The organism is Stenotrophomonas sp. YJH_SMC_17, assembly GCF_059371655.1.
In genome coordinates this window covers 940,427-959,830 of record NZ_JCAFUU010000002.1, presented here as the reverse complement: position 1 = coordinate 959,830, position 19,404 = coordinate 940,427, and the positions used below count along the sequence as shown (strand labels likewise).

Annotated in this window: 16 protein-coding genes; 3 read left to right on the top strand and 13 right to left on the bottom strand. The window is 65.8% G+C overall.

Translation table 11 applies throughout. The features are described from left to right. Positions 1-62: 62 nt before the first annotated feature. The gene (locus tag AC5P8Z_RS09495; protein WP_286068711.1) at positions 63-719 is read right to left on the bottom strand and encodes a decarboxylase; all 657 of its coding nucleotides are present in this window, start codon (positions 717-719) and stop codon (positions 63-65) included. 170 nt (positions 720-889) lie between these two features. On the opposite strand from AC5P8Z_RS09495, the gene AC5P8Z_RS09490 reads away from it, so the two are divergent. Continuing rightward, on the top strand, positions 890-1,186 hold the full coding sequence (locus AC5P8Z_RS09490) for a hypothetical protein (RefSeq protein ID WP_286068713.1): 297 nt from the start codon (positions 890-892) through the stop codon (positions 1,184-1,186). Positions 1,187-1,302: 116 nt separating this feature from the next. Here the strand turns inward: AC5P8Z_RS09490 and AC5P8Z_RS09485 are convergent, their stop codons facing one another. The 7 genes from AC5P8Z_RS09485 to AC5P8Z_RS09455 all read right to left on the bottom strand — a co-directional run bounded on the left by AC5P8Z_RS09485 (position 1,303) and on the right by AC5P8Z_RS09455 (position 9,148). Beyond that, entirely contained in the window at positions 1,303-2,187 is an 885-nt protein-coding gene (locus AC5P8Z_RS09485; protein ID WP_286068715.1) for a hypothetical protein, read from the bottom strand. Positions 2,188-2,298: 111 nt separating this feature from the next. Then, entirely contained in the window at positions 2,299-3,999 is a 1,701-nt protein-coding gene (dld, locus tag AC5P8Z_RS09480) for a D-lactate dehydrogenase (RefSeq protein WP_286068717.1), read from the bottom strand. Beyond that, the gene (lldD, locus tag AC5P8Z_RS09475) at positions 3,996-5,135 is read right to left on the bottom strand and encodes an FMN-dependent L-lactate dehydrogenase LldD (RefSeq protein ID WP_088026305.1); all 1,140 of its coding nucleotides are present in this window, start codon (positions 5,133-5,135) and stop codon (positions 3,996-3,998) included. The genes dld and lldD overlap by 4 nt, the downstream gene beginning before the upstream one ends. A gap of 4 nt (positions 5,136-5,139) precedes the next feature. Further along, positions 5,140-5,904, bottom strand: a complete 765-nt coding sequence (gene lldR, locus AC5P8Z_RS09470; protein ID WP_286068721.1) for a transcriptional regulator LldR — start codon at positions 5,902-5,904, stop codon at positions 5,140-5,142. Positions 5,905-5,957: 53 nt separating this feature from the next. Then, entirely contained in the window at positions 5,958-7,616 is a 1,659-nt protein-coding gene (gene lldP / locus AC5P8Z_RS09465) for an L-lactate permease (RefSeq protein WP_286068723.1), read from the bottom strand. Between the two features lie 194 nt (positions 7,617-7,810). Next, positions 7,811-8,263: an MgtC/SapB family protein gene (locus AC5P8Z_RS09460; protein ID WP_005410036.1), complete on the bottom strand. Its 453-nt coding sequence runs from the start codon at positions 8,261-8,263 to the stop codon at positions 7,811-7,813. 126 nt (positions 8,264-8,389) lie between these two features. After that, positions 8,390-9,148, bottom strand: a complete 759-nt coding sequence (locus AC5P8Z_RS09455; protein ID WP_286068730.1) for an SDR family NAD(P)-dependent oxidoreductase — start codon at positions 9,146-9,148, stop codon at positions 8,390-8,392. 440 nt (positions 9,149-9,588) lie between these two features. Between AC5P8Z_RS09455 and AC5P8Z_RS09450 the strand changes: the two genes are divergently transcribed. Continuing rightward, positions 9,589-10,542: a helix-turn-helix transcriptional regulator gene (locus AC5P8Z_RS09450; protein ID WP_495228896.1), complete on the top strand. Its 954-nt coding sequence runs from the start codon at positions 9,589-9,591 to the stop codon at positions 10,540-10,542. Between the two features lie 122 nt (positions 10,543-10,664). Here AC5P8Z_RS09450 and AC5P8Z_RS09445 read toward each other — a convergent pair whose 3' ends face one another. From AC5P8Z_RS09445 to AC5P8Z_RS09435, 3 genes are all read right to left on the bottom strand, one after another. Beyond that, on the bottom strand, positions 10,665-12,575 hold the full coding sequence (locus AC5P8Z_RS09445) for a CocE/NonD family hydrolase (protein ID WP_286068734.1): 1,911 nt from the start codon (positions 12,573-12,575) through the stop codon (positions 10,665-10,667). 222 nt (positions 12,576-12,797) lie between these two features. Further along, positions 12,798-13,184: a DUF4440 domain-containing protein gene (locus AC5P8Z_RS09440; protein ID WP_495228895.1), complete on the bottom strand. Its 387-nt coding sequence runs from the start codon at positions 13,182-13,184 to the stop codon at positions 12,798-12,800. Continuing rightward, positions 13,184-14,542, bottom strand: a complete 1,359-nt coding sequence (locus tag AC5P8Z_RS09435; protein WP_495228893.1) for an MFS transporter — start codon at positions 14,540-14,542, stop codon at positions 13,184-13,186. Before AC5P8Z_RS09435 ends, AC5P8Z_RS09440 begins: the two co-directional genes overlap by 1 nt. A 105-nt stretch (positions 14,543-14,647) precedes the next feature. On the opposite strand from AC5P8Z_RS09435, the gene AC5P8Z_RS09430 reads away from it, so the two are divergent. Next, positions 14,648-15,565: a LysR family transcriptional regulator gene (locus AC5P8Z_RS09430; RefSeq protein WP_495228891.1), complete on the top strand. Its 918-nt coding sequence runs from the start codon at positions 14,648-14,650 to the stop codon at positions 15,563-15,565. A gap of 182 nt (positions 15,566-15,747) precedes the next feature. Here the strand turns inward: AC5P8Z_RS09430 and AC5P8Z_RS09425 are convergent, their stop codons facing one another. Next, positions 15,748-16,194, bottom strand: coding sequence for a hypothetical protein (locus AC5P8Z_RS09425; RefSeq protein WP_495228890.1), 447 nt, complete (start codon positions 16,192-16,194; stop codon positions 15,748-15,750). Positions 16,195-16,603: 409 nt separating this feature from the next. After that, positions 16,604-19,399 (bottom strand): beta-glucosidase family protein, encoded by a 2,796-nt coding sequence (locus tag AC5P8Z_RS09420; RefSeq protein WP_495228888.1) that lies wholly within the window; start codon positions 19,397-19,399, stop codon positions 16,604-16,606. Between the last annotated feature and the right edge of the window lie 5 nt (positions 19,400-19,404).

Genomic DNA, 19,404 nt, shown 5'->3' with positions numbered 1-19,404 from the left:
GACTCACGGAACAGACACGGCAGACGGCGCCGCGCCGCATTCTAGCCAGTGGAGTGCTGCAATCAATAAGTGCCGAACGGCACTTCAACCACGATCGGGGCGGCGCCCTCGCCTGCCTGCAGGGTGTAGCGATCCAGCGCACCATCGTCGTCGGCATGCGGCTGGCGCTGGAAATGCAGCGGATAGCGGCTGTCGCCCAGGCGCACCGCGCTGCCATCGGCGTCCAGGGCGGCGCCTTCGGGGATCAGCAGTCCCCCCAGATCGCTGTAGGCACCCGGTACATCGGCGAAGCTGTAGTCGGCCAGCTCGTCCACCCGCTGCATCGCGTAGACGTGCGGAACATAGGGACGTGCCGGGCTGCGGCCATTGCTCAGGTCGGTCACCCAGGCCTGCGGCAGGTGGTACTGCTCACGCAGCGCGGCCACGCCCAGCGATGGACTGGCCACCTGCAGGCAGCACACCGTGCGCTTGCCTTCGCGGTCGAGGATGGCGAAACGGTCGCCACGGGTCGCCGCCTGCGGCAACATGGCAAAGGCCAGATTGCGCTGCGCAGGCGCGTAGCCCGCTTCGGTCTGCAGGTTGCGCCAGGCCCCGAACACCGGGGGATCGACCGGCGCGGGTTCCGGATCGGCAGCGGAGGCGGCAAACGCCACGCCCAGCATGGACAGCACCCGTGCCATCGTCGTCCTGCCCTTGTCGCGGAAACTGCCTGCCGTCATACCGTGTCCAACACCTGCGCCGGAATGGCCCGGCCTGCCCGCTGGCGCACTGCCAGCCATTCCTCCCACTATGCAATGGCCACGCTCTGCCGGCAATGACCGTGATGCTGACGCCTTTCGCACGCCGGGTGCTATCGTTCCCGCCATCTCCCCTGCGCAGGAGCGCTCGCATGTCCACCCTCCGTCTGTTCCTGTTGCTGCCGGCCTCGGCCCTGCTGCTGTCGGCCTGCGTCAGTACGCCCGGCCCGCAGGTAAAGGGCAGCGGCCGGTGCGATGCCAGCCAGCTGGGCTGGGCAATCGGCGAGCCGGCCAACGAACCCAACATCCGCCGCTTGTCTGCCGAAAGCGGCGCCGGCCTGGTCAACCCGATCGGCCCCAGCACCATCACCACCAAGGACATCCGCCAGGATCGCCTGCGCGTGTACGTGGACAAGGACAACATCATCACCGCCACCCGCTGCGAGTAAGCGCCGCTTCGGTTTTTGTAGAGCCGAGCCTACGCTCGGCTGCGCTTCCGTGACAGCCGAGCGTAGGCTCGGCTCTACAGAAAACGCGGGTCGAGCATGGCTCGGCTTTCCAGGGCTCAGGGTTCGGTATAGCCGGCGCAGTCCGGCAATGCCTGGTCGGGGTGGAACATTCCCTCGCGGAAGCGGAACAGCCGCGTATAGGTGCATGCCGGATCCTGCTCGGTGCGCAGGTCCTTCTGCTTCAGCGGCCCTTTGGCCAGCGAATCCTCGAAACGTGAGACGCCGGCCGGGAACCGGGTCGCCACGGTCTGGTAGCGCAGCACGGGCATGCCCTGCCCTGCTGGATCCAGCGCCAGCTTCGCCGAAAAGCTGTATTCATCGTGGCAGGCGCCTGCGCGATGCTTGCTGTCCTGCTCGCTGAAACAGGCGCGGATCATCGCATTGCCCAGCCATGGCACGGTCAGCACGTCGTCGTCCACCTGGATGTCGTCCTGCAGGTGGCGCACGCGTGCCAGTTGCAGCGTGGACGCGTCGGCACCTCCACCGGAATACATGGTGCTGAACGTGACGATGCCGCCCACCAGCACATTCTGGCGGACGCGCTGCTGCGGGTCGGTCACTGTTTCATCGCTGCCCACGCCCGGGGCCAGGCGCACGATCCAAGGCCAGAGCTTCAGCTCGCTTTCCTGCGGCACATCAATGCTGACGTGATAGCTGTGGGGCTTGCCTTGGCCCTGCACTTTTTCAAGCACTTCAAGCAGGGTGGGCCGATCACCCTCCTCGGCTGCGGGCTGCACGCGCACGCACCAATGGCCGTCCCGCGTGCAGTCATAAAGCCCTGACGGTCCGGTCTCATTCGCGATCAGCACCTGCCCCAGCGGCTCCATCACGTTGCCGGCGGCATCGCGCTGCTGCGGCAGGATCGCGCTCTGGGCCAGCGCCAGCAACGGGGTCGCCAGCAATGCAGCGCACAGGGTGGCGCGGGCGATAGCGGTGGGCATGGACGGCTCCTCCGTATGGGCTTCCGATGGTAACCGCTGCCCGGGCGGCGTCGAGCCATGCTCGACCGCTTGTCACCACAAGCACCAGCCGAGCACCGGTTCGGCTCTACATCATCCGCAGTCGCAGCCACCCCACCCCTTGGCCTTCGAGGTCTGGCCGATGCCCGGGTTGAATGTATTGCTCGGATCAAGCTGCCGGTAGAAGCCCGCCAGCGCCGGCTTGGCCGGATACAGATGGCCGACATTGTGCTCGGCCGGGTACTCGGCACCACGCTTGTCCAGCAATGCCCACATCGCATGCTCGATCGCCATCGGGTCTTCACCCTTGCGCGCGATGTAGTCCTGATGGAACACGTGGCAGAGGAAGTGCCCGTAATACAGCTTGTGCAGCAGGCGGCCGTCGATATCCGCCGGCAGCTGCTCGAACCAGTCGGCGTCGTCACGCCGCAGCGCGATGTCCAGCGCGACGATATCCTGCACCTGGTCACGATGCACTTCACGGTAGCGCACTGCGGCACCGGCCACGGCAAAGCGATGCAGGAACGCCTTGCGTCCCTCCTCCGCCGTGCAGTGGAAATAGCCGCCTTCGTGGCCAGCGAAGAAATCGCGCAGCCAGGCTTCGGTTTGCGCTGCGTCCTGCGCGGACACCTTCAACAGCAGGTGATGCTCATAGCGCTGGCGGAACTCACCCATGCGCTTGGGCAGGTGCGAGGGCAGCAGGCCCGTCAGCACCTGCATCACCCGATCGGTCACGCCGCGCAGGCCCAACCGCTCGAACCAGCCATCAATGCGGCTCTTCAGCGCAAACGCGGCCGGCACGCGGGAAGTGCCAAGGCGGTCGATCAGCAGGAAGCTGTCCTTGCCGTAGCGCTCGCCGATGTCATAGGCATCCCGGTGGATGTACTCGCCGGCAATCGGCAGCCGCTCGAAGCCGGTCAGCAGCTGGCGACGGATCGCGGTGAGGCTGCCGGCGCGGTTGCTGCCAATGTAGAAGACCTCGGCGGCCTCCTTTTCGAAGGTGTCCAGGCGCACCGCGAACACCGCCAGCTTGCCGGCCGAACCCGCGGCTTCGTAGTGACGACTGGGATCGGCGTTGAAGCGTGCGGGGGTATCGGCATCGACCTTGCGTACTTCCTCGGCATAGCGTGGATCGGAAGCCGCACGGCCGTCGCCATCGCCTACGTCGGCGGCCGTGTAGTCACCGGCCTGCAGGCGCTGCAGGATCTGCTCGGGCGTATCACCCAGCGCGATACCCAGATGGTTGACCAGCTGCAGCTGGCCCTGCGCGTCGACCTGCGCGTACAGCGCCAGTTCGGTATAGGCCGGGCCACGGCGCACCAGCGCACCGCCGGAGTTGTTGCAGATGCCGCCCAGTACCGAGGCGCCGATGCAGGACGAGCCGATCACCGAATGCGGTTCGCGGCCGAGCGGCGCCAGGGTCTGCTCCAGCCGGTCCAGCGTGGCGCCGGGCAGGCACAGCACCTGGCGGCCTTCGTTCAACAACTGGATGCCGGTCAGGCGCAGCGTGCTGACCAGCACGACCGGGCGACCGTAGTCGTTGCCATCCGGAGTCGAACCACCGGTCAGCCCGGTATTGGCTGCCTGCAGGATGATCGCCGCCCCACCCTGCACCGCCGCCTGCAGCACGCGCCACAGTTCCAGCAGCGTGCCCGGGCGCACCACGGCCAGCACCGGGCCATCGCCGAAACGGTAGCCGCGACGGAAGCGCCGCGTGGCCTTGTCACCGGTCAGTACATGGCGGCTGCCGACCGCGTCGCGCAACTGCGCCAGCACCGTGTCGTGACTGCTCACGGCAGGCTGACCAGTGAATCGCGGCCGATGTCGGCAATACGGTGCGCACCAGTCAGTGTCATCGCCACGCGCATTTCCTTGGCGATCAGGTCCAGCAGATTGGCTACGCCCGCCTCGCCCTGTGCGGCGAGCGCATAGACGAAGGCACGGCCCAGCAACACGGTATCGGCCCCCAGCGCCAGCATGCGCACCACGTCCAGCCCGGTGCGGATGCCGGAATCTGCGAGGATCTTCAGATCGCCCTGCACCGCGTCGGCAATCGCCGGCAGGGCGCGTGCGGTGGACAGCACGCCGTCGAGCTGGCGACCGCCGTGGTTGGAGACCACGATGCCATCGGCACCGAACTTCACCGCATCACGCGCGTCGTCCGGGTCGAGGATGCCCTTGATCACCATCGGGCCCTTCCAGAACTCGCGGATCCACTCCAGGTCCTTCCACGAAATGGACGGATCGAAGTTGCTGCCCAGCCAGCCGATGTAGTCCTCCAGCCCGGTCGGGTTGCCACGATAGGTGGAGATGTTGCCCAGGTCATGCGGACGCCCGAACAGGCCCACGTCCCACGCCCAGTGGGGATGGGTGATGGCCTGGCCGATGCGGCGCAGCGAGGCGTTCGGGCCGCTCATGCCGGAGTGCGCATCACGATAGCGCGCGCCCGGCACCGGCATGTCCACGGTGAACACCAGCGTGGTCACGCCCGCGGCCTGTGCGCGCTCCAGCGCGTTGCGCATGAAGCCACGGTCGCGCAGCACATACAGCTGGAACCACATCGGCCGCTGGATGGCGGGGGCCACTTCCTCGATCGGGCAGACCGACACCGTGGACAGGGTGAACGGGATGCCGCGGCTGTCGGCCGCGCGCGCTGCCTGTACTTCACCGCGCCGGGCATACATGCCGGTCAGGCCGACCGGCGCCAGCGCCACCGGCATCGCCAGTTTTTCGCCGAACAGCTCGGTTTCCAGGCTCAGGTCGGACATGTTGCGCAGGATGCGCTGGCGCAGCGCGATGTCGGACAGGTCGGAAACGTTGCGCTTCAGCGTGTGCTCGGCATACGCGCCGCCATCGATGTAGTGGAACAGGAACGGCGGCAGCCGGCGTTGCGCTGCGGCACGGTAATCGGTGGAGGCGGAAATGATCATGGGGTCAACCGTGTGGGGAAGGCAGACGTGAGGCCCGCGCACGCCGGGCCTCGTTGTCATCGAGGGTGCGCAGCGTGGTGTGCACGAACTCGAGGTGGGCATGCGCGGCGGCGCGCGCGCGTTCCGGGTCGCCGGCCAGCACCGCATCCATCATCTCGCGGTGCTGGTCGGACAGCGGCGAGAAGGTCCTCGCCGAGGTATAGAGCTTCTCGCGGCTCTGCGAGATGTTGGTCTGCAGCAGCTCGAACAGGCCACGCATCACCTGCAGCAGCACCAGGTTATGCGAGGCTTCGGCGATGGACAGGTGGAAGGCCGCGTCGGCCTGCGCTTCACTGGTCGGGTCGTCCTTGCCGTGCGCGTCCATCATGGTCTGGAAGGCCTGCGCGATGCGCGTGCGATCCTCGTCGGTGGCACGCAGCGCCGCATGCCAGGCGGTGGCACCTTCCAGCGCGTGGCGGATCTCCAGCACGTCGAAGCGGTATTCCGGGTCGCCCTGGAACAGCGGCAGGTACGGCGCCAGCGGTTCATCCAGCGCCTGCCGCGCGCGCGCCGCAGGTTCGGCTACATAGGTGCCGCCACCGACGCGTGCGGTCAGCAGGCCTTGGCTGGCCAGCTGCGCGATCGCTTCGCGCAACGCCGTGCGCGAGACCCCCAGCTGCACCGCCAGGGTGCGCTCGGCCGGCAGCCGGTCACCGGGCTGCAGCCGTTGTTCCTGCACCAGGCCGCGCAGCTGTGCGGCCACCTTGTCGGAAATGCGTTGCATGCTCATGGCGCCATTGTGGCCCGAAGCACGCGGCAGAGGGATGGCCGGCGTGGCATGGCTCAGGGAATCATCCAGGTCAGCCAGTAGGCCTGGGCCAGGGTGATCAGGCCGACCATCGTGGTGAAGACCAGGCTGTGCTTCACCGTGAAGCGGAACAGGTCCGATTCCTTGCCGGCCAGGCCGACCGCCGCACAGGCAATGGCGATCGACTGCGGCGAGATCATCTTGCCGGTGACACCGCCGGTGGTGTTGGCCGCGACCAGCAGCACGTCGGACACGCCGATCTGCTGCGCGGTGGTGGCCTGCAGTGCCGAGAACAACGCATTGGACGAGGTGTCCGAACCGGTCAGGAACACGCCCAGCCAGCCCAGGAACGGCGAGAAGAACGGGAACGCATCGCCGGTGTGCGCCAGCGCGAGGGCGAGCGTGGCCGACAGGCCCGAATAGTTGGCGATGAAGGCGAACGCGAGCACCATGCCGATCGAGTAGATCGGCATGCGCAGCTCGCGCACGGTCTCGCCGAAGGTCTGCACCGCCGAACGGGCCGGCATGCGCAGCGCGATGATCGCGATCACCGCCGCGAGGATGATCGAGGTGCCGGTGGCAGAGAACCAGTCGAATTTATAGACCGCCTCATAGCTGAGCGGCGCGTCCACGATCGGCGGCATCTTCTGCACCAGCTGGTCCAGCCCCGGCACCGGAATCTTCAGCACCCAGCTTTCCAGCGGGCCGCCGGCCGCGAACAGCGACTTGAACGGCTTGATGCTCCACAGGGTGACCATTGCAGTGAGGATCAGGAACGGCGACCACGCCTTGGCGATCTGGCCAACGCTGTAGCGCGGCGCTTCCAGTGCCTGGGCGGCCGCCTCGGCGCTGGTTTCAGTGTCGAAGCGGAAGATCCGCACCGGCTTCCAGCGGCGCAGGAACAGGGTCAGGCACACCAGCGACGCCAGCGACGCGGTGATGTCCGGCAGTTCCGGGCCGATGAAATTGGAGGTCAGGTACTGGGCGATGGCGAACGAGCCGCCCGCAACCAGCACCGCCGGCCAGGTTTCCTTGATGCCGCGCCAGCCATCCATGATCGCCATGATCCAGAACAGCACGATGATGGTGAGGAAGGGCAACTGGCGGCCCGCCATCTGGCCAATCTCGAACGCATCCAGCCCCGTGACCTGCCCGGCCACGATGATCGGAATGCCCATGGCACCAAAGGCCACGGGCGCGGTGTTGACGATCAGGCACAGGCCAGCCGCATACAGCGGCTTGAAGCCCAACCCGACCAGCAGCGCCGCGGTGATCGCCACCGGTGCGCCGAAACCGGCGGCACCTTCCAGGAAGGCACCGAAGGCGAAGCCGACCATCAGCATCTGCAGGCGCTGATCTTCGGTGACCGACAGGATCGAGGCGCGGATGATGTCGAACTGCCCGGTCTTGACCGAGACCTTGTACAGGAACACCGCGCCGATGATGATCCAGGCGATCGGCCACAGCCCGTAGACGAAGCCGAAGCCGGCCGCACCCAGTGCCTGGGTCAGCGGCATGCGGTAGAACAGCAGCGCAACGCCAAGTGCGATGGCCACGGTGATGGTGCCGGCCAGCCAGCCCTTCATGCGCAGCACGGCCAGGGCAACGAAGAAGAACGCGATCGGCAGCAGCGCGATCAGGCTCGACAACCACAGGTTGCCGGCGGGGTCGTACAGGTGTTGCCAGGGCTGCATGAAGACTCTCGACTGGATGCGGAAGGTCCCCACCGCAGGCGGTGGGTCGCCGTGACTGACGAATATTGGTCGTACCAATAAGGGTTTCGATCAGACCACTCGCAACGGATTTAACCGTTACTCCGACGAGGAGCCTATTAGACCATAGCGCTAGATGCCATATTGGTCTTACCATTCCAGAAACTCGAGATTCCTCACGAGATCCGTTTCTCCAACCGACGCATCACCGCCAGCACCAGCACGCACAGCACGCTGACGCCGATCGCAATCACGTATTTGCCGATACCCACGGCGATGCCGATGGCCGCGGCCATGATCAACGAGCTGGCAGTGGTCAATCCGCTGACCTGGTCTTCGCGCGAGCCGCGCAGGATGGTGCCGGCGGCAACGAAGCCGACACAGGCCACCACCGCTTCGATCAGACGGACCGGGTCGACCTGCAGCAGGTCGCGATAGCGCTCCTGCTGGAAATGTTCGGCGACCGAGTCGCCGAGGCCGACGATCAGCGCAGCGGCCCCGGCGATCAGCATGTGCGTGCGCAGGCCGGCGGCGTGCTTGCCCATTTCGCGCTCGACACCGAGCACACCGCCGAACAGCATCGCTGCGGCCACGCGCAGCAGGATCGAGACATCCTGGGTGAGTTCCATGGGCAGGCTCCGGGAGTTTCCCGGAGCGTCGCGTGGCGATCGTGGGACGGGGGTGAAGGCGATGGCACGCCTTCTTCACCGCATGCGCTCATCCACGCATGCCGTGGATCCACTGACCGCATCCGCTCACTGCGCCAGATACCCACCATCGATGGCGTAGTAGGCGCCGGTCGCGAACGAGGCATCATCGCTGGCCAGCCAGGCCACCAGCGCCGCCACTTCCTCGGCCGTGCCCAGGCGCTTCAGTGCGTGGCGCCCTTCCAGCGTCATGCGGACCTTCGGGTCCATCTTGTCCAGCAGCGGCGTGCTGATGAAGCCCGGGCCGACCGCATTGACACGGATGCCGTCGCCCGCATGCTCCCAGGCTGCGGTCTGGGTCAGCCCGACAACGCCGTGCTTGGCCGCCACATAGGCCGTGGACCCGGCATACCCCACCTGGCCCAGGATCGAGGCCATGTTGATGATGCTGCCACCCGTGCCGGCCGCGCGCATCGCCTGGATCTGTGCACGCTGGCACAGGAATACGCTGGTCAGATTGACGTCGATCACGCGCTGCCAGCCATCAATCGGATAATCGCCACTGCTGGCTGCCGGCCCGCTGATGCCGGCGTTGTTGACCGCGATATGCACGCCGCCCAGCTCCTTCACCGTGCGCGTCACCGCCGCCTCCACCGCGGCCTCGTCGGTGACGTCCAGGGCAATGCCGATCGCCTGCGTGCCACCAGCCTGCAGCGTCGCCACGGTAGCGTCCACCGCGTCCTGCTTCAGGTCCCAGACCGAAATGCGGGCGCCGGATGCCGCCAATGTCTGCGCCACCGCCAGGCCGATGCCGGATACGCCGCCGGTCACGATCGCGGTCTTGCCGGTGAGCTGGTAATCAATCATCTGTGTTCTCCATCAGTGGGGGGTCTCGGTGCGGCATGCAGCCGCCAACCGATCACGCTACGCGCCTGCACGTGACGACCGGGCTGACATCGCGCACGCATGCGATCGTTCCACTGATAAAACCTCAACTCATGTTGATGTATGGAATTGCGTACGGATATGCGTGCAAAACGCTTCCGTATGTTTTCCGGATATTTCAATTTGGCCGTATTTACCAATCGTTTTGACCATCTTGAAATCAAATGCGGGTGAATCAAGGCGACAATGGGAAACGTTTCCAGCTACTTCGACACACACTCATCCCAACCTGGCGTTTCCCCAGCCCTCCGGCATCCCGTTGCCGCCCGCATCGCGGCGGGTAACGGTCGGAGCTGCGCCTGCATTGCAGTGCGCATCCGCAAGGCACCGCCAGCGTCCACCTCCTGCGCATGTGCCGAGCAATGTCCCGATATTTCACTTTTGCCGATTACCGCCGCTTCGGTCACCGCCACGGCTTTGATTACCGCGCCGACCCGGAACACCTGCGTGACGACCAGTGGGCCGGCCATGGCGAGGTCAACGAGCAGTTCCTGCGTGGTGGCATGAGCCTGATCGCGTCCGACGTGCATAATCGTTTCCCGTACGTCGCCACGGCCCAGCAGAGTCCCGGGCTGGCCATCCGCGTGATGCTGCAGGGCCAGGTGGATGTACGCATCCCCCAGCGCAGTGGCTTCACCCTGCGCGCGGGCACTGCGATGACCGCGCACCACCGCGAACAGGTCGAAATGACCGGCGCGCATCCCGGCGAAACGCGCATGCGCGGCGTCAGCGTGATGGTACCGGCGGAGATCGATCCGGATCTGTTCCAGCTGCCGCAGCTGCACACGGCGCTCAGCACTCACCTGGAATGCCGCCACTGGGCGATTCCGCACACGCTGCTGCCGGTGCTGGGCCAGTTGTTCGACAGTCCCTGGCAGGACGGCATCGACGCGCTGTGGCGCGAAGGCGTTGCCCTTCAGCTGCTGGCCGTCGGCCTGCAGGCCGAGGATCTGCAGACCGAGCCTGTGCGCACGCTGCGCGCCGGCCAGCGCGAACGGCTGGAGCGTGTACGTGCCTACCTGCACGATGATCCCAGCCACGCCCACAGCCTGCTCGAACTGGCCCAGTTGGCCTGCATGAGCCCAAGCTCGCTGCGCCGCCATTTCGCCCAGCAGTACGGCTGTTCGGTATTCGACTACCTGCACGAACAGCGCATGCGCCATGCCGAGCAGGGCCTGCGCGAAGATGGCTGGACGGTCGAGCAGGCCGCTGCCGCCAGTGGCTACCGTCATCCCAGCAATTTCGCGGCGGCGTTCCGCAAGCGCTTCGGTCTGGTGCCCAGTCGCTGGCGCACCGGCCCGTCGAAGATCGGCTGAAAGCCTGTGCCCGGTGGGTGTCGACCTTGGTCGACACGCTTCGGCACCATGTCCGATGCCGGCCAGCGGCCGGCACCACCACGCGCCGCCGGGCATGGCCCGGCGCCCCCTCCCCCGGCGCCTCAATACACCGGCAGATCGATGTAGCTCGCCTGCGCTGCGCTGTGCCAGACCCGCTGCGTGGCCTTCTGGTAATCGCCCGGCTTGGCCAGGTAGATGTTCGGCACGTAGGTCTGCGGATTGCGGTCATACAGCGGGAACAGGCTGGACTGCACCTGCACCATCACCCGATGCCCCTTCTGGAACGTGTGGTTGGCGTTGGGCAGGTCGAAGCGATACGGCAGCACCTGGTTGGCCGCCAGCGGCTTCGGATCGCTGAAGCTCTCGCGGTAGCGGCCGCGGAAGATCGCCAACGACACCGGCAGCTCATAGCCCCCCATCTCCGGCGTCGACGCTTCCTGGTCCGGATACACGTCGATCAGCTTCACCACCCAGTCGCTGTCGGTGCCACTGGTCGAGGCCTGCAGATGCACCACTGGCGCGCCGCCGATGCGCAGCGGCGCGGTCAGCGGTTCGGTGATGAAGGTCAATACGTCCGGGCGACCATCGACAAAGCGCTGGTCCTTGACCAGCCAGGTGGTCCACATGTCCCGGTCACCGAAGCGGACCGGACGCGGCACGAACGGCACCGGCTTGGCCGGGTCGGACACGTACTCCTCGAAGTCACCCTCGCCCGTCGCCGGCGCCTGGAATGCCAGCTTGCCGCCGGCGCGCAGGTACAGCGGCTTGCTGCTGGCGGCACAGCCCTTGTCGCAGCTGCGCGGCCAGCCCTTCAAGCGATCCCAGTGGTTTTCGCCGGTGTTGTAGATCAGCACCGGCGGCGTGTCGGCCTTCGGCGCACCGTCCACCAGGTACTGGTCGAAGAACGGCTTGAGTACATCACGGCGGAACTGCAGCGCGGTATCGCCGTCGAACTTCAGCGCGCCCAGCTCGCTGGCGCTGTAGTTCACCTGGCTGTGTCGCCACGGGCCCATCACCAGGTAATTGCGGTTGTTGCCACTGTCGCGCCCTTCCATGGCCTGGTAGGCGTGGTTGGCACCCCACATGTCCTCCTGGTCCCACAGGCCCTGCAGCCACATGGTCGGCACCTTCAACGGCGTTTTCGCCATCACCGCGTCCAGCGCCTGGCCCTGCCAGAAGCCGTCATAGGCCGGGTGCTCGACCAGCTTCTTCCACCAGGTCAGCTGGTCCACGCCGGTGAAGCGCGCATAGTCGCCAGCCGAACCGATCCGCAGGAACGTGCTGTAGTCGTCGTAGCCGAGGCTGGGCAGCGGCGTACCCTTGCCGCGCTTCTCGGTCTGCATCGCGAAATAGTTGAAGTTGACCTGGCGGAACGCGCCGTAGTTGAGCCAATCGTCCCCCATCCAGCCATCGACCATCGGGCTCTGCGGTGCCGCCACCTTCAACGCCGGATGCGGGTCGGTCAACGCCATCACCACGGTGAAACCTTCATAGGACGAGCCCAGCATGCCGACCTTGCCGTTGCTCTCCGGCACGTTCTTCACCAGCCAATCGATGGTGTCCCAGGCGTCGGTGGAATGGTCGACCTGGGTGTTGTTCAACGGCCCGCGCAAGGGCCGGGTCATCACGTAATCGCCTTCGGAGCCGTACTTGCCACGGATGTCCTGGAACACACGGATATAGCCGCCATCGACGAACACCTCGTCACCCTGTGGCAACAGGTCGCGCATGCGCGGCGAATCACTGCGGCTGGCGCGACCGGCAGCATCGTAGGGCGTACGGGTCAGCAGGATCGGCGCATTACGTGCGCCCTTGGGCACCACGATCACCGTATACAGCCTGGTTCCATCACGCATCGGCACCATCACCACGCGCTTGTCGTAGTCGCGGCCGACATCCGGGGCGACGAAGGGCTTGCCGCTGATGTCCGGGGTCATCGGCGGGGTATCGGCGGCCAGCACGCTGCTGGACAGGCAAAGGGCAATGGCTACAGCGACGGCACGCACACGCATGGACAACCCCTCCCGGCAGGAAAGCCTCAAGCCTACTCCTGCGCTGTGCCGTGAAGTGTGTGCAGGCTTTGCATTCTGCGGCGGGAGCAGGCAGGACTGATGGCACATGTGCTGCCCGACGGGCACGCAACGATCTGACCGTTGTAGAGCCGAGCCCGCGCTCGGCTGCTTTTCAGGCAGGTTGCGGCGGCCCCAGCCGAGCGTGGGCTCGGCTCTACAACATCAGGCCGCCGTCACTTCATGCAGCGCCAGCCAGCGCCAGCACCCGGCTTCCTGCCGCAGCACCGCCAGCGACTCCCGCCAAGCAGGCGTGCCGCCATCGATCGAATGGCCCTCGCGATAGCGCAGCACCGCCAACGGTGACGGCGCGTCCACGGCCTGCACGGCCTCGATGCTGATCCGCAACCCGGCGCGCGCGCCATGGCCTCCCACGAACAGCGCCTGCACGGCATCGCGATCCAGCCGCCGCCCCGCGATGCCGACCATGCTGAAGTCCGCACTGAAGTGCGCCATCAGATCCTCCAGCGCATCGGTGCCGACGTCGGCACGGAACCAGGCCTGCAGCGTGTCGTGCAGGAGGTGGATTTCATGTTCTGCAGTGGTGTCCATCAGGCATTCCCGGGTTGCGAAAGGGAAACAGAGTGCGAGCGGCGCAACAGCGCCATCGGCAACAGCGTCATTGCGGCGGCCAGGCCCAGCGCCACGCTGGTGGCTTGTGCCGGCAGCCACTGCATGGCCAGCGCCAGCAGCAGCGCGATGGCGGCGGTACCCAGGCAGAAGCTGATCTGGCGGTTGAGGTTCCATAGCGCGCTGGCGTCGCCCAGCGCCTCGCCCTCGACACCATTGAACGCCAGCGTCTGCGCGGTGCTGCTGCACAGGCTGCCACCGGCGCCCATCAGTGCGTACAACAACGCAGCCAAGGTAAAGGCCGGCTGTAGCAGCAGCGCCATCAGCAGCAGGCCGCTGGCCTGAAGCAGCATGCCCACACGCAGTACCGTGGCCGGGCCGAAACGGGCCAGCAGGCGTTTGCTGGCAGTAATCGCCACGGCCGAGGCCAGCGCCCACGGCAGCATCAATGCGCCGATGCGTGCCGCGCTGTAACCGGCCTGGTGCAGCTGCAGGGTACTGACCAGCTGGCTGCCGATGAACACGCCGGGCACTGCCAGATAGACCAGCATCGCCAGGCGCAGGCCCCGATGGGACAGCAGCGACCAGCGCAGCAGGGGCTGCGTCTGCTGCCGTGCATGCCGCAGGTGGGCCGCCGCCAACAGCATTGCGATCAACAGCATTACGGCACCGGCGGCCCAATGGCCGGGTTCACCCAGCCAGGTCAGCGCCAGCAGCAACGCGCCCAACGCCAGCATCGCGGTGGACAGCGCATAGGCCTGCAGGCGCGGCACACTGCGCGCGCCATCGGCCGGCATCCAGGCCAGCACCAGGCCGATCGCCACCACCGCCAACGGCAGGCTGGCCCAGAGCACGCCGCGCCAGGACAACCACTGCACCAGCAACCCGCCCAGCGCCGGCGCCAGTGCCGGCACCAACAGCGCCACCAGCAGGATGCGGCGGGTCAGCGCGCCACGCTGGTCGGACGTGCATTGTCGGTACGCTGCCGCCTGTGCCACCGGAATCAGCAGGCCACCGGCCAGCCCCTGCAGCAGGCGCCAGCCCAGCAGCCAGCCGATACCCGGTGCGGCGCCGGCCAGCACAGCGGCAACCGCGAACAACAGCAACGCCACCAGCAGCAGGCGACGCTCACCACAGCGCGCGGCCAACCAGGGTGCCAGCGGAATCACCACGCTCAGGCCCAGCATGTAGGCGGTGCCCACCCAGGCCAAGGTGCTGATATCGGCGTGCAGCTCCGCTGCCAATGCCGGATAGGCCACCGTGGCGATGAACATATTGACCAGATCCAGGGCGAACACCAGCAGGAAGATCGCCTCATGGCGCAGGCGGGGGGACGGCATCGGCGGCGCTCCAGCAGGGAAGCGGCCAGCATGCCGTGCGGGCCTTGCTGGAAAAACACGACAGCAAATGCAACACTGTCAAATCCAATTTGACAATGAATTGCCATGGTCAGCCTCGATCGCTTCGATATCTTCCGCGCCGTGGTCGAGGCCGGCAGCCTCACCGCAGCAGCCGATCGGCTCGGCTTCAGCCGCGCGGTGGTCAGCTTCAACCTGAAGCGGCTGGAGCAGGAGCTGGGCGTGACCCTGCTGTTGCGCAGCACCCGCCACCTGGCCCTGACCGAGGCCGGCGAACAGTTCCTGCAGCACTGCGTGCAGGCGTTGGACGCCGCACAGGCAGCGATCGATGCCGCGCGGCGCGACCAGCACCAGCTACAGGGTGTGCTGCGCCTGACCACCACCCCGGAGTACGCGCAGCTTCGCCTGATTCCCGCACTGGAAGCCTTCCGTGCGCGGCATCCGGCGCTGCAGCTGCACCTGTCGACCTCACCGGCACCGGCCGACCTGATTCCCGAACGCTTCGATCTGGCGATCCGCCTCGGCCGCCTGCCAGATTCAGGGCTGCATGCCAGCGAACTGGAACGGCATCCATTGTGCGCGGTGGCGGCTCCATCCCTGCTGGCACGCCTGCCCTCCGCGGATGCAGCCGATGACCCGGTGCAGCTGGGTGCCCTGCCCCGCCTCGGCTACCCGCGCCTGGCCGATGTACCGGTGGTTGCCCCCGATGGCAGCGACGCGCTGTTCGCCACCAATCCGGGCAATGCCGTGGTCCGCGTCGACGGCGCCAGCAGCCTGCGCACCTTCGCCTTGGCCGGCGCCGGGGTCACCGTGCTGCCACGCTGGCTGATCGAGGACGACCTGGCCCAGGACCGCCTGCGGCAAGTGCTGCGCCATCATCGCTTCCCGCAGCAGAGCGTGTGCGCGGTCTATCCGCACAGCACGCAGCCCTCACCGAAGGTGCGACATCTGATCGACTTCCTGCGCATTAGGCTTGATGCATCCGCATCTGAAGAAACCCCTTAATTAAAACCAAATAATAAACAAAATTATTTAGCATTAAGAATATAGAGGCCTTACCACTACCCAACCCACCCCAAATTCGGCCCTTCGGCATTGCCATTGCATTACCGACACCGATTCCGCCCCCAGCGCCACCAATTACACGAAACAACCAGACATCGACACATCAAGGTCAAAATTCTCAACTAATCTTGAGCAGCATCATGGAGTAGCGCTGCACAATTTGCCGCATCTCGAAATGCATAGAAAGAAGCAAGAAATATGAGCAAAGCAAAGCCAAGAGCAGCAACCTCAACCACCTTGCCAAACGGCGCACCCAAAGATCCCACATAAATTGGCATCAGCATCATTATTGCCGACATAACTGCCAACTGAATCGCCTGCAGCCTACACCGCATCTCCTGCCGCTCTATCTTTAACCGCACATTGTCACTCGACTTAATCTCCAAAACTCGCTGACGCCAAGCGATCTTGCGCTTGATGGATCTATCTCGCCACCAGGCCGAAGCCCTGCTAAACGAACCATCCAAGGATTTTTTTAGATAAGAAGAGGCAATATTTACGAGCACCCCAAAAACAACAACACTAATCCACCACGCCGGTTTTGAAAGCTCAACAATTACATCACCCACAACACCCCCTCTAAATTGCAAAATAGCAATTGATTAAAAAATATTAACAAAATTTAGATCGTCATCGCTAAATCCTGCGCTCTCCAGTTGACACCGAATCTAAAGCGTCAACCTCGCACTCATCACACCCACCCGTCGCGCACCAGTTACCCACTTCTAGAAGCAACTTAAACATTCCAGTCCAGTCTCAAGAGACACAATTCTGGATCCACACAACTCCATAACCTTCCCCGAGAACAGGCTATTCAACAAGAAGGCGGCCTCTTGCTCGGCCTACCGCCAAATTGGCATGCGGTGACACTTTTTACAATCCACGAGCCCTGACTTGTCAGGAAGATGAGATTGGCAGCCCACAAACAGAAACGGCCCCTTGCGGGGCCGTGTCTTCAAGCATCAACAAGCCGCTGGATCAGCGCAGCACCTGCTCCACCAGCTGCACGTCCACGCTCTGCAGCGGTTCGGCAGCATTGCGTGACAGCTGCACCTGGTAGGTGCCGCCGTCGATCTTCCACTGGCGGGCCTGCGCATCGTAGTGGGCCAGGGTCTTCGGCTCGGCTTCGATGCGGATGCGGCGCTGTTCGCCCGGCTGCAGGCTCACCTTGTCGTAGCCGATCAGACGGATCGGCGTGGCGCTGCCGGTCGGCAGCTTCAGGTACAGCTGGGCCACGTCGGCACCGGCGCGCTTGCCGGTGTTGCGGATGTCGACGCTGGCGACCAGGCGCGAACCTTCCACGCTGACTTTCAGGTTCTCATAGGCGAACGAGGTGTAGGACAGGCCATGACCGAAGGCGAAGGTCGGGGTCAGGCCCTTGGCCGCCATCCACTTGTAGCCAACGTTGGCGCCTTCGATATCGAAATCGAACACATCACCGAACGGCTTGGCTGGCTTGAAACCGAGGCCGTCGATATGCGGGCGCGGCAGCTGCGATTCGTCCACCACCCAGGTCACCGGCAGGCGACCGGACGGGTTTGCCTGGCCGGTCAGCAGCGCGGCGATGCCTTCACCACCGCGGATGCCCGGGTACCAAGCCTGCAGCATCGCCGGCACCTGCGCCAGCCACGGCGTGCGCACCGGGCCGTTGGTTTCCAGCACCAGCACGGTCTTCGGATTGGCCTTGGCCACCGCCGAGATCAGGGCGTCCTGGTTGTCGGGCAGCTGCATGTCCGGCAGGTCCACCGATTCGGCCGCCCACTGGGTGGCGAACACGATGGCGACGTCGGCCTGCGCGGCCGCCTTGGCCGCCGCAGCGGCGTTGGTGCCGTCCACGTACTCGATGGTCGCGTCCGGGCGCGCCGCACGCAGCGATTCCAGCGGCGAGGACGGGTGGAAGATCACCGGGCCCGGCCAGGTGGTCGGCATCACGCCCGGCACCGCATTGGTGCCCTTGGCGGTCACGCCCACCATCGACGAACCACCGCCACCGATCACGCCCTTGTCGGCGTGGCCACCGATGATGACGATGCGCTTCACCGTGTCGGCCAGCGGCAGCAGGTTGCCTTCATTGCGCAGCAGCACGCTGCCCTCTTCCACCGTGCGCTGGGCCACGGCGAAGCCGGCCTCGGCATCGACCTTCTGGTGCTGCGGCGGGTTGTCGAAGTTGCCATGCAGGAACATCGTGCGCAGGATGCGCGCGACCATGTCGTTCAGGCGCGCCTGCGGCACCACGCCACCGTGCACGGCCAGGCGCAGCGGCTCATCGAAGAACACCGCCGCATCGAACACTTCACCGGCCGACTGCTGGTCGAGGCCGGCCAGCGCGGCCTTCGAACCACTGTGCACGCCACCCCAGTCGGACATCACGAAACCAGGGAACTTCCATTCCTGCTTCAGCACCTGGTTCATCAGGTAGCCGTTCTCGCAGCCGTAGGTGCCGTTGATCTTGTTGTACGAGCACATCGCCACGCCGGGGCGGCCGGCTTCCAGCGCGATCTCGAAGGCCAGCAGGTCCGACTCGTGCATGGCCTGTTCGCCGATGCGCACGTCGTGGAAGTTTCGGCGGGTCTCCATGTCGTTCAGCGCGAAGTGCTTCATCGAGGAGATCACGTGCTGGCTCTGCACGCCCTGGATCAGCGCGCCGACCATCGAACCGGCCAGCAGCGGGTCTTCACCGGCGTATTCGAAATTGCGGCCGTTGCGCGGGTCGCGCTGCAGGTTGACGCTGCCTGACAGCAGGATGTTGAAGCGCTGCTGCCATGCCTCGCGGCCCATCGTGGCGCCACCGGCGAAGGCCACTTCGCGGTTCCAGCTGGAGGCGGTGGACGGGCCGGACGGCATGGCGGTGGCGAAGTCACCCGGACGGATACCACCGGGATTGGTCACGCCGACGCCGGCATCGGCCGACTGCTGCGACGGGATGCCCAGGCGCGGCACTGCCGGCACGAAGCCGGCCGAACCGACCGCGCCCTCCGGCAACGGACCACCGTCCTTGCCCAGCCCGAAGTAGCTGTGCAGCATCTGGAACTTCTCGTCCTCGGTCATCGCCTTCAGCAGCAGCGCAGCGCGCGCATCGGCGTTGAGGGTGGTGTCCATCCACGGCCTGTCGCCATGTTTGTCGGCGGCATAGGCCAGGGTCAGCAGGGTGGCACGCAGCGTGCTGCCTTCCACCTTGAACGGTGAACTGCTGGCCGCCTGGAAGCCGTCGCTGAAGTAGCTGGCGTCCGCTTCCAGCGCCACACGCGCCGGATCGAAGCCGGCGGCCTTGGCCGATTCACCGGCCACCGCGCCGAGCAGCACCGCCGGTGCACCCAGCCGCGAACGGGTGACCAGCGCTGGCAGCTGCGCGGCACCTGCGCCGGCATCGGTATAGACCGCCACCGTGTGGCGGCCATCGTCCAGGCGCAGGTAGTTCAAGCCTGGCTGGTCAGGACCGGACTCGGCAGCAATCGGCAGCCGGGTCAGCACGGCCTGGCCGCGCTGGGTCTGGCCATCGTCCTTGCCGGCGGCGACGAAGCGGTATTCGTAACCCAGGCCATCGGCCAGCACCTGCAGCGGATCGACCTGGCCGATGCCGCGCTGCACCTGACGCACGCTCACCGCGTCCACCTTCAGGCTTTTCAGCTGCGCGGCCAGGGCCGGCATCGCCTCGGCGTCGGGTGCCTGTTCCAGGGTCAAGACAGTGAAGGCTGCGGGATCGGCCCAAGCCGGGGCGGCCAGTGCGGCAGACAGGGCAAGGGAGAGAGCGAGCGGCTTTGTAAACGTTTTCATCGGCA

Bases quoted from the DNA above. Each gene is read 5' to 3' on its own strand.
- lldD (WP_088026305.1), bottom strand. From the start codon at position 5,135: ATGATCATTTCCGCCTCCACCGATTACCGTGCCGCAGCGCAACGCCGG.
- AC5P8Z_RS09430 (WP_495228891.1), top strand. From the start codon at position 14,648: ATGGTCAGCCTCGATCGCTTCGATATCTTCCGCGCCGTGGTCGAGGCC.
- AC5P8Z_RS09420 (WP_495228888.1), bottom strand. From the start codon at position 19,399: ATGAAAACGTTTACAAAGCCGCTCGCTCTCTCCCTTGCCCTGTCTGCC.
- AC5P8Z_RS09495 (WP_286068711.1), bottom strand. From the start codon at position 719: ATGACGGCAGGCAGTTTCCGCGACAAGGGCAGGACGACGATGGCACGG.
- AC5P8Z_RS09435 (WP_495228893.1), bottom strand. From the start codon at position 14,542: ATGCCGTCCCCCCGCCTGCGCCATGAGGCGATCTTCCTGCTGGTGTTC.
- AC5P8Z_RS09455 (WP_286068730.1), bottom strand. From the start codon at position 9,148: ATGATTGATTACCAGCTCACCGGCAAGACCGCGATCGTGACCGGCGGC.
- AC5P8Z_RS09440 (WP_495228895.1), bottom strand. From the start codon at position 13,184: ATGGACACCACTGCAGAACATGAAATCCACCTCCTGCACGACACGCTG.
- AC5P8Z_RS09485 (WP_286068715.1), bottom strand. From the start codon at position 2,187: ATGCCCACCGCTATCGCCCGCGCCACCCTGTGCGCTGCATTGCTGGCG.
- AC5P8Z_RS09490 (WP_286068713.1), top strand. From the start codon at position 890: ATGTCCACCCTCCGTCTGTTCCTGTTGCTGCCGGCCTCGGCCCTGCTG.
- lldP (WP_286068723.1), bottom strand. From the start codon at position 7,616: ATGCAGCCCTGGCAACACCTGTACGACCCCGCCGGCAACCTGTGGTTG.
- AC5P8Z_RS09460 (WP_005410036.1), bottom strand. From the start codon at position 8,263: ATGGAACTCACCCAGGATGTCTCGATCCTGCTGCGCGTGGCCGCAGCG.
- AC5P8Z_RS09445 (WP_286068734.1), bottom strand. From the start codon at position 12,575: ATGCGTGTGCGTGCCGTCGCTGTAGCCATTGCCCTTTGCCTGTCCAGC.
- AC5P8Z_RS09450 (WP_495228896.1), top strand. From the start codon at position 9,589: ATGTCCCGATATTTCACTTTTGCCGATTACCGCCGCTTCGGTCACCGC.
- lldR (WP_286068721.1), bottom strand. From the start codon at position 5,904: ATGAGCATGCAACGCATTTCCGACAAGGTGGCCGCACAGCTGCGCGGC.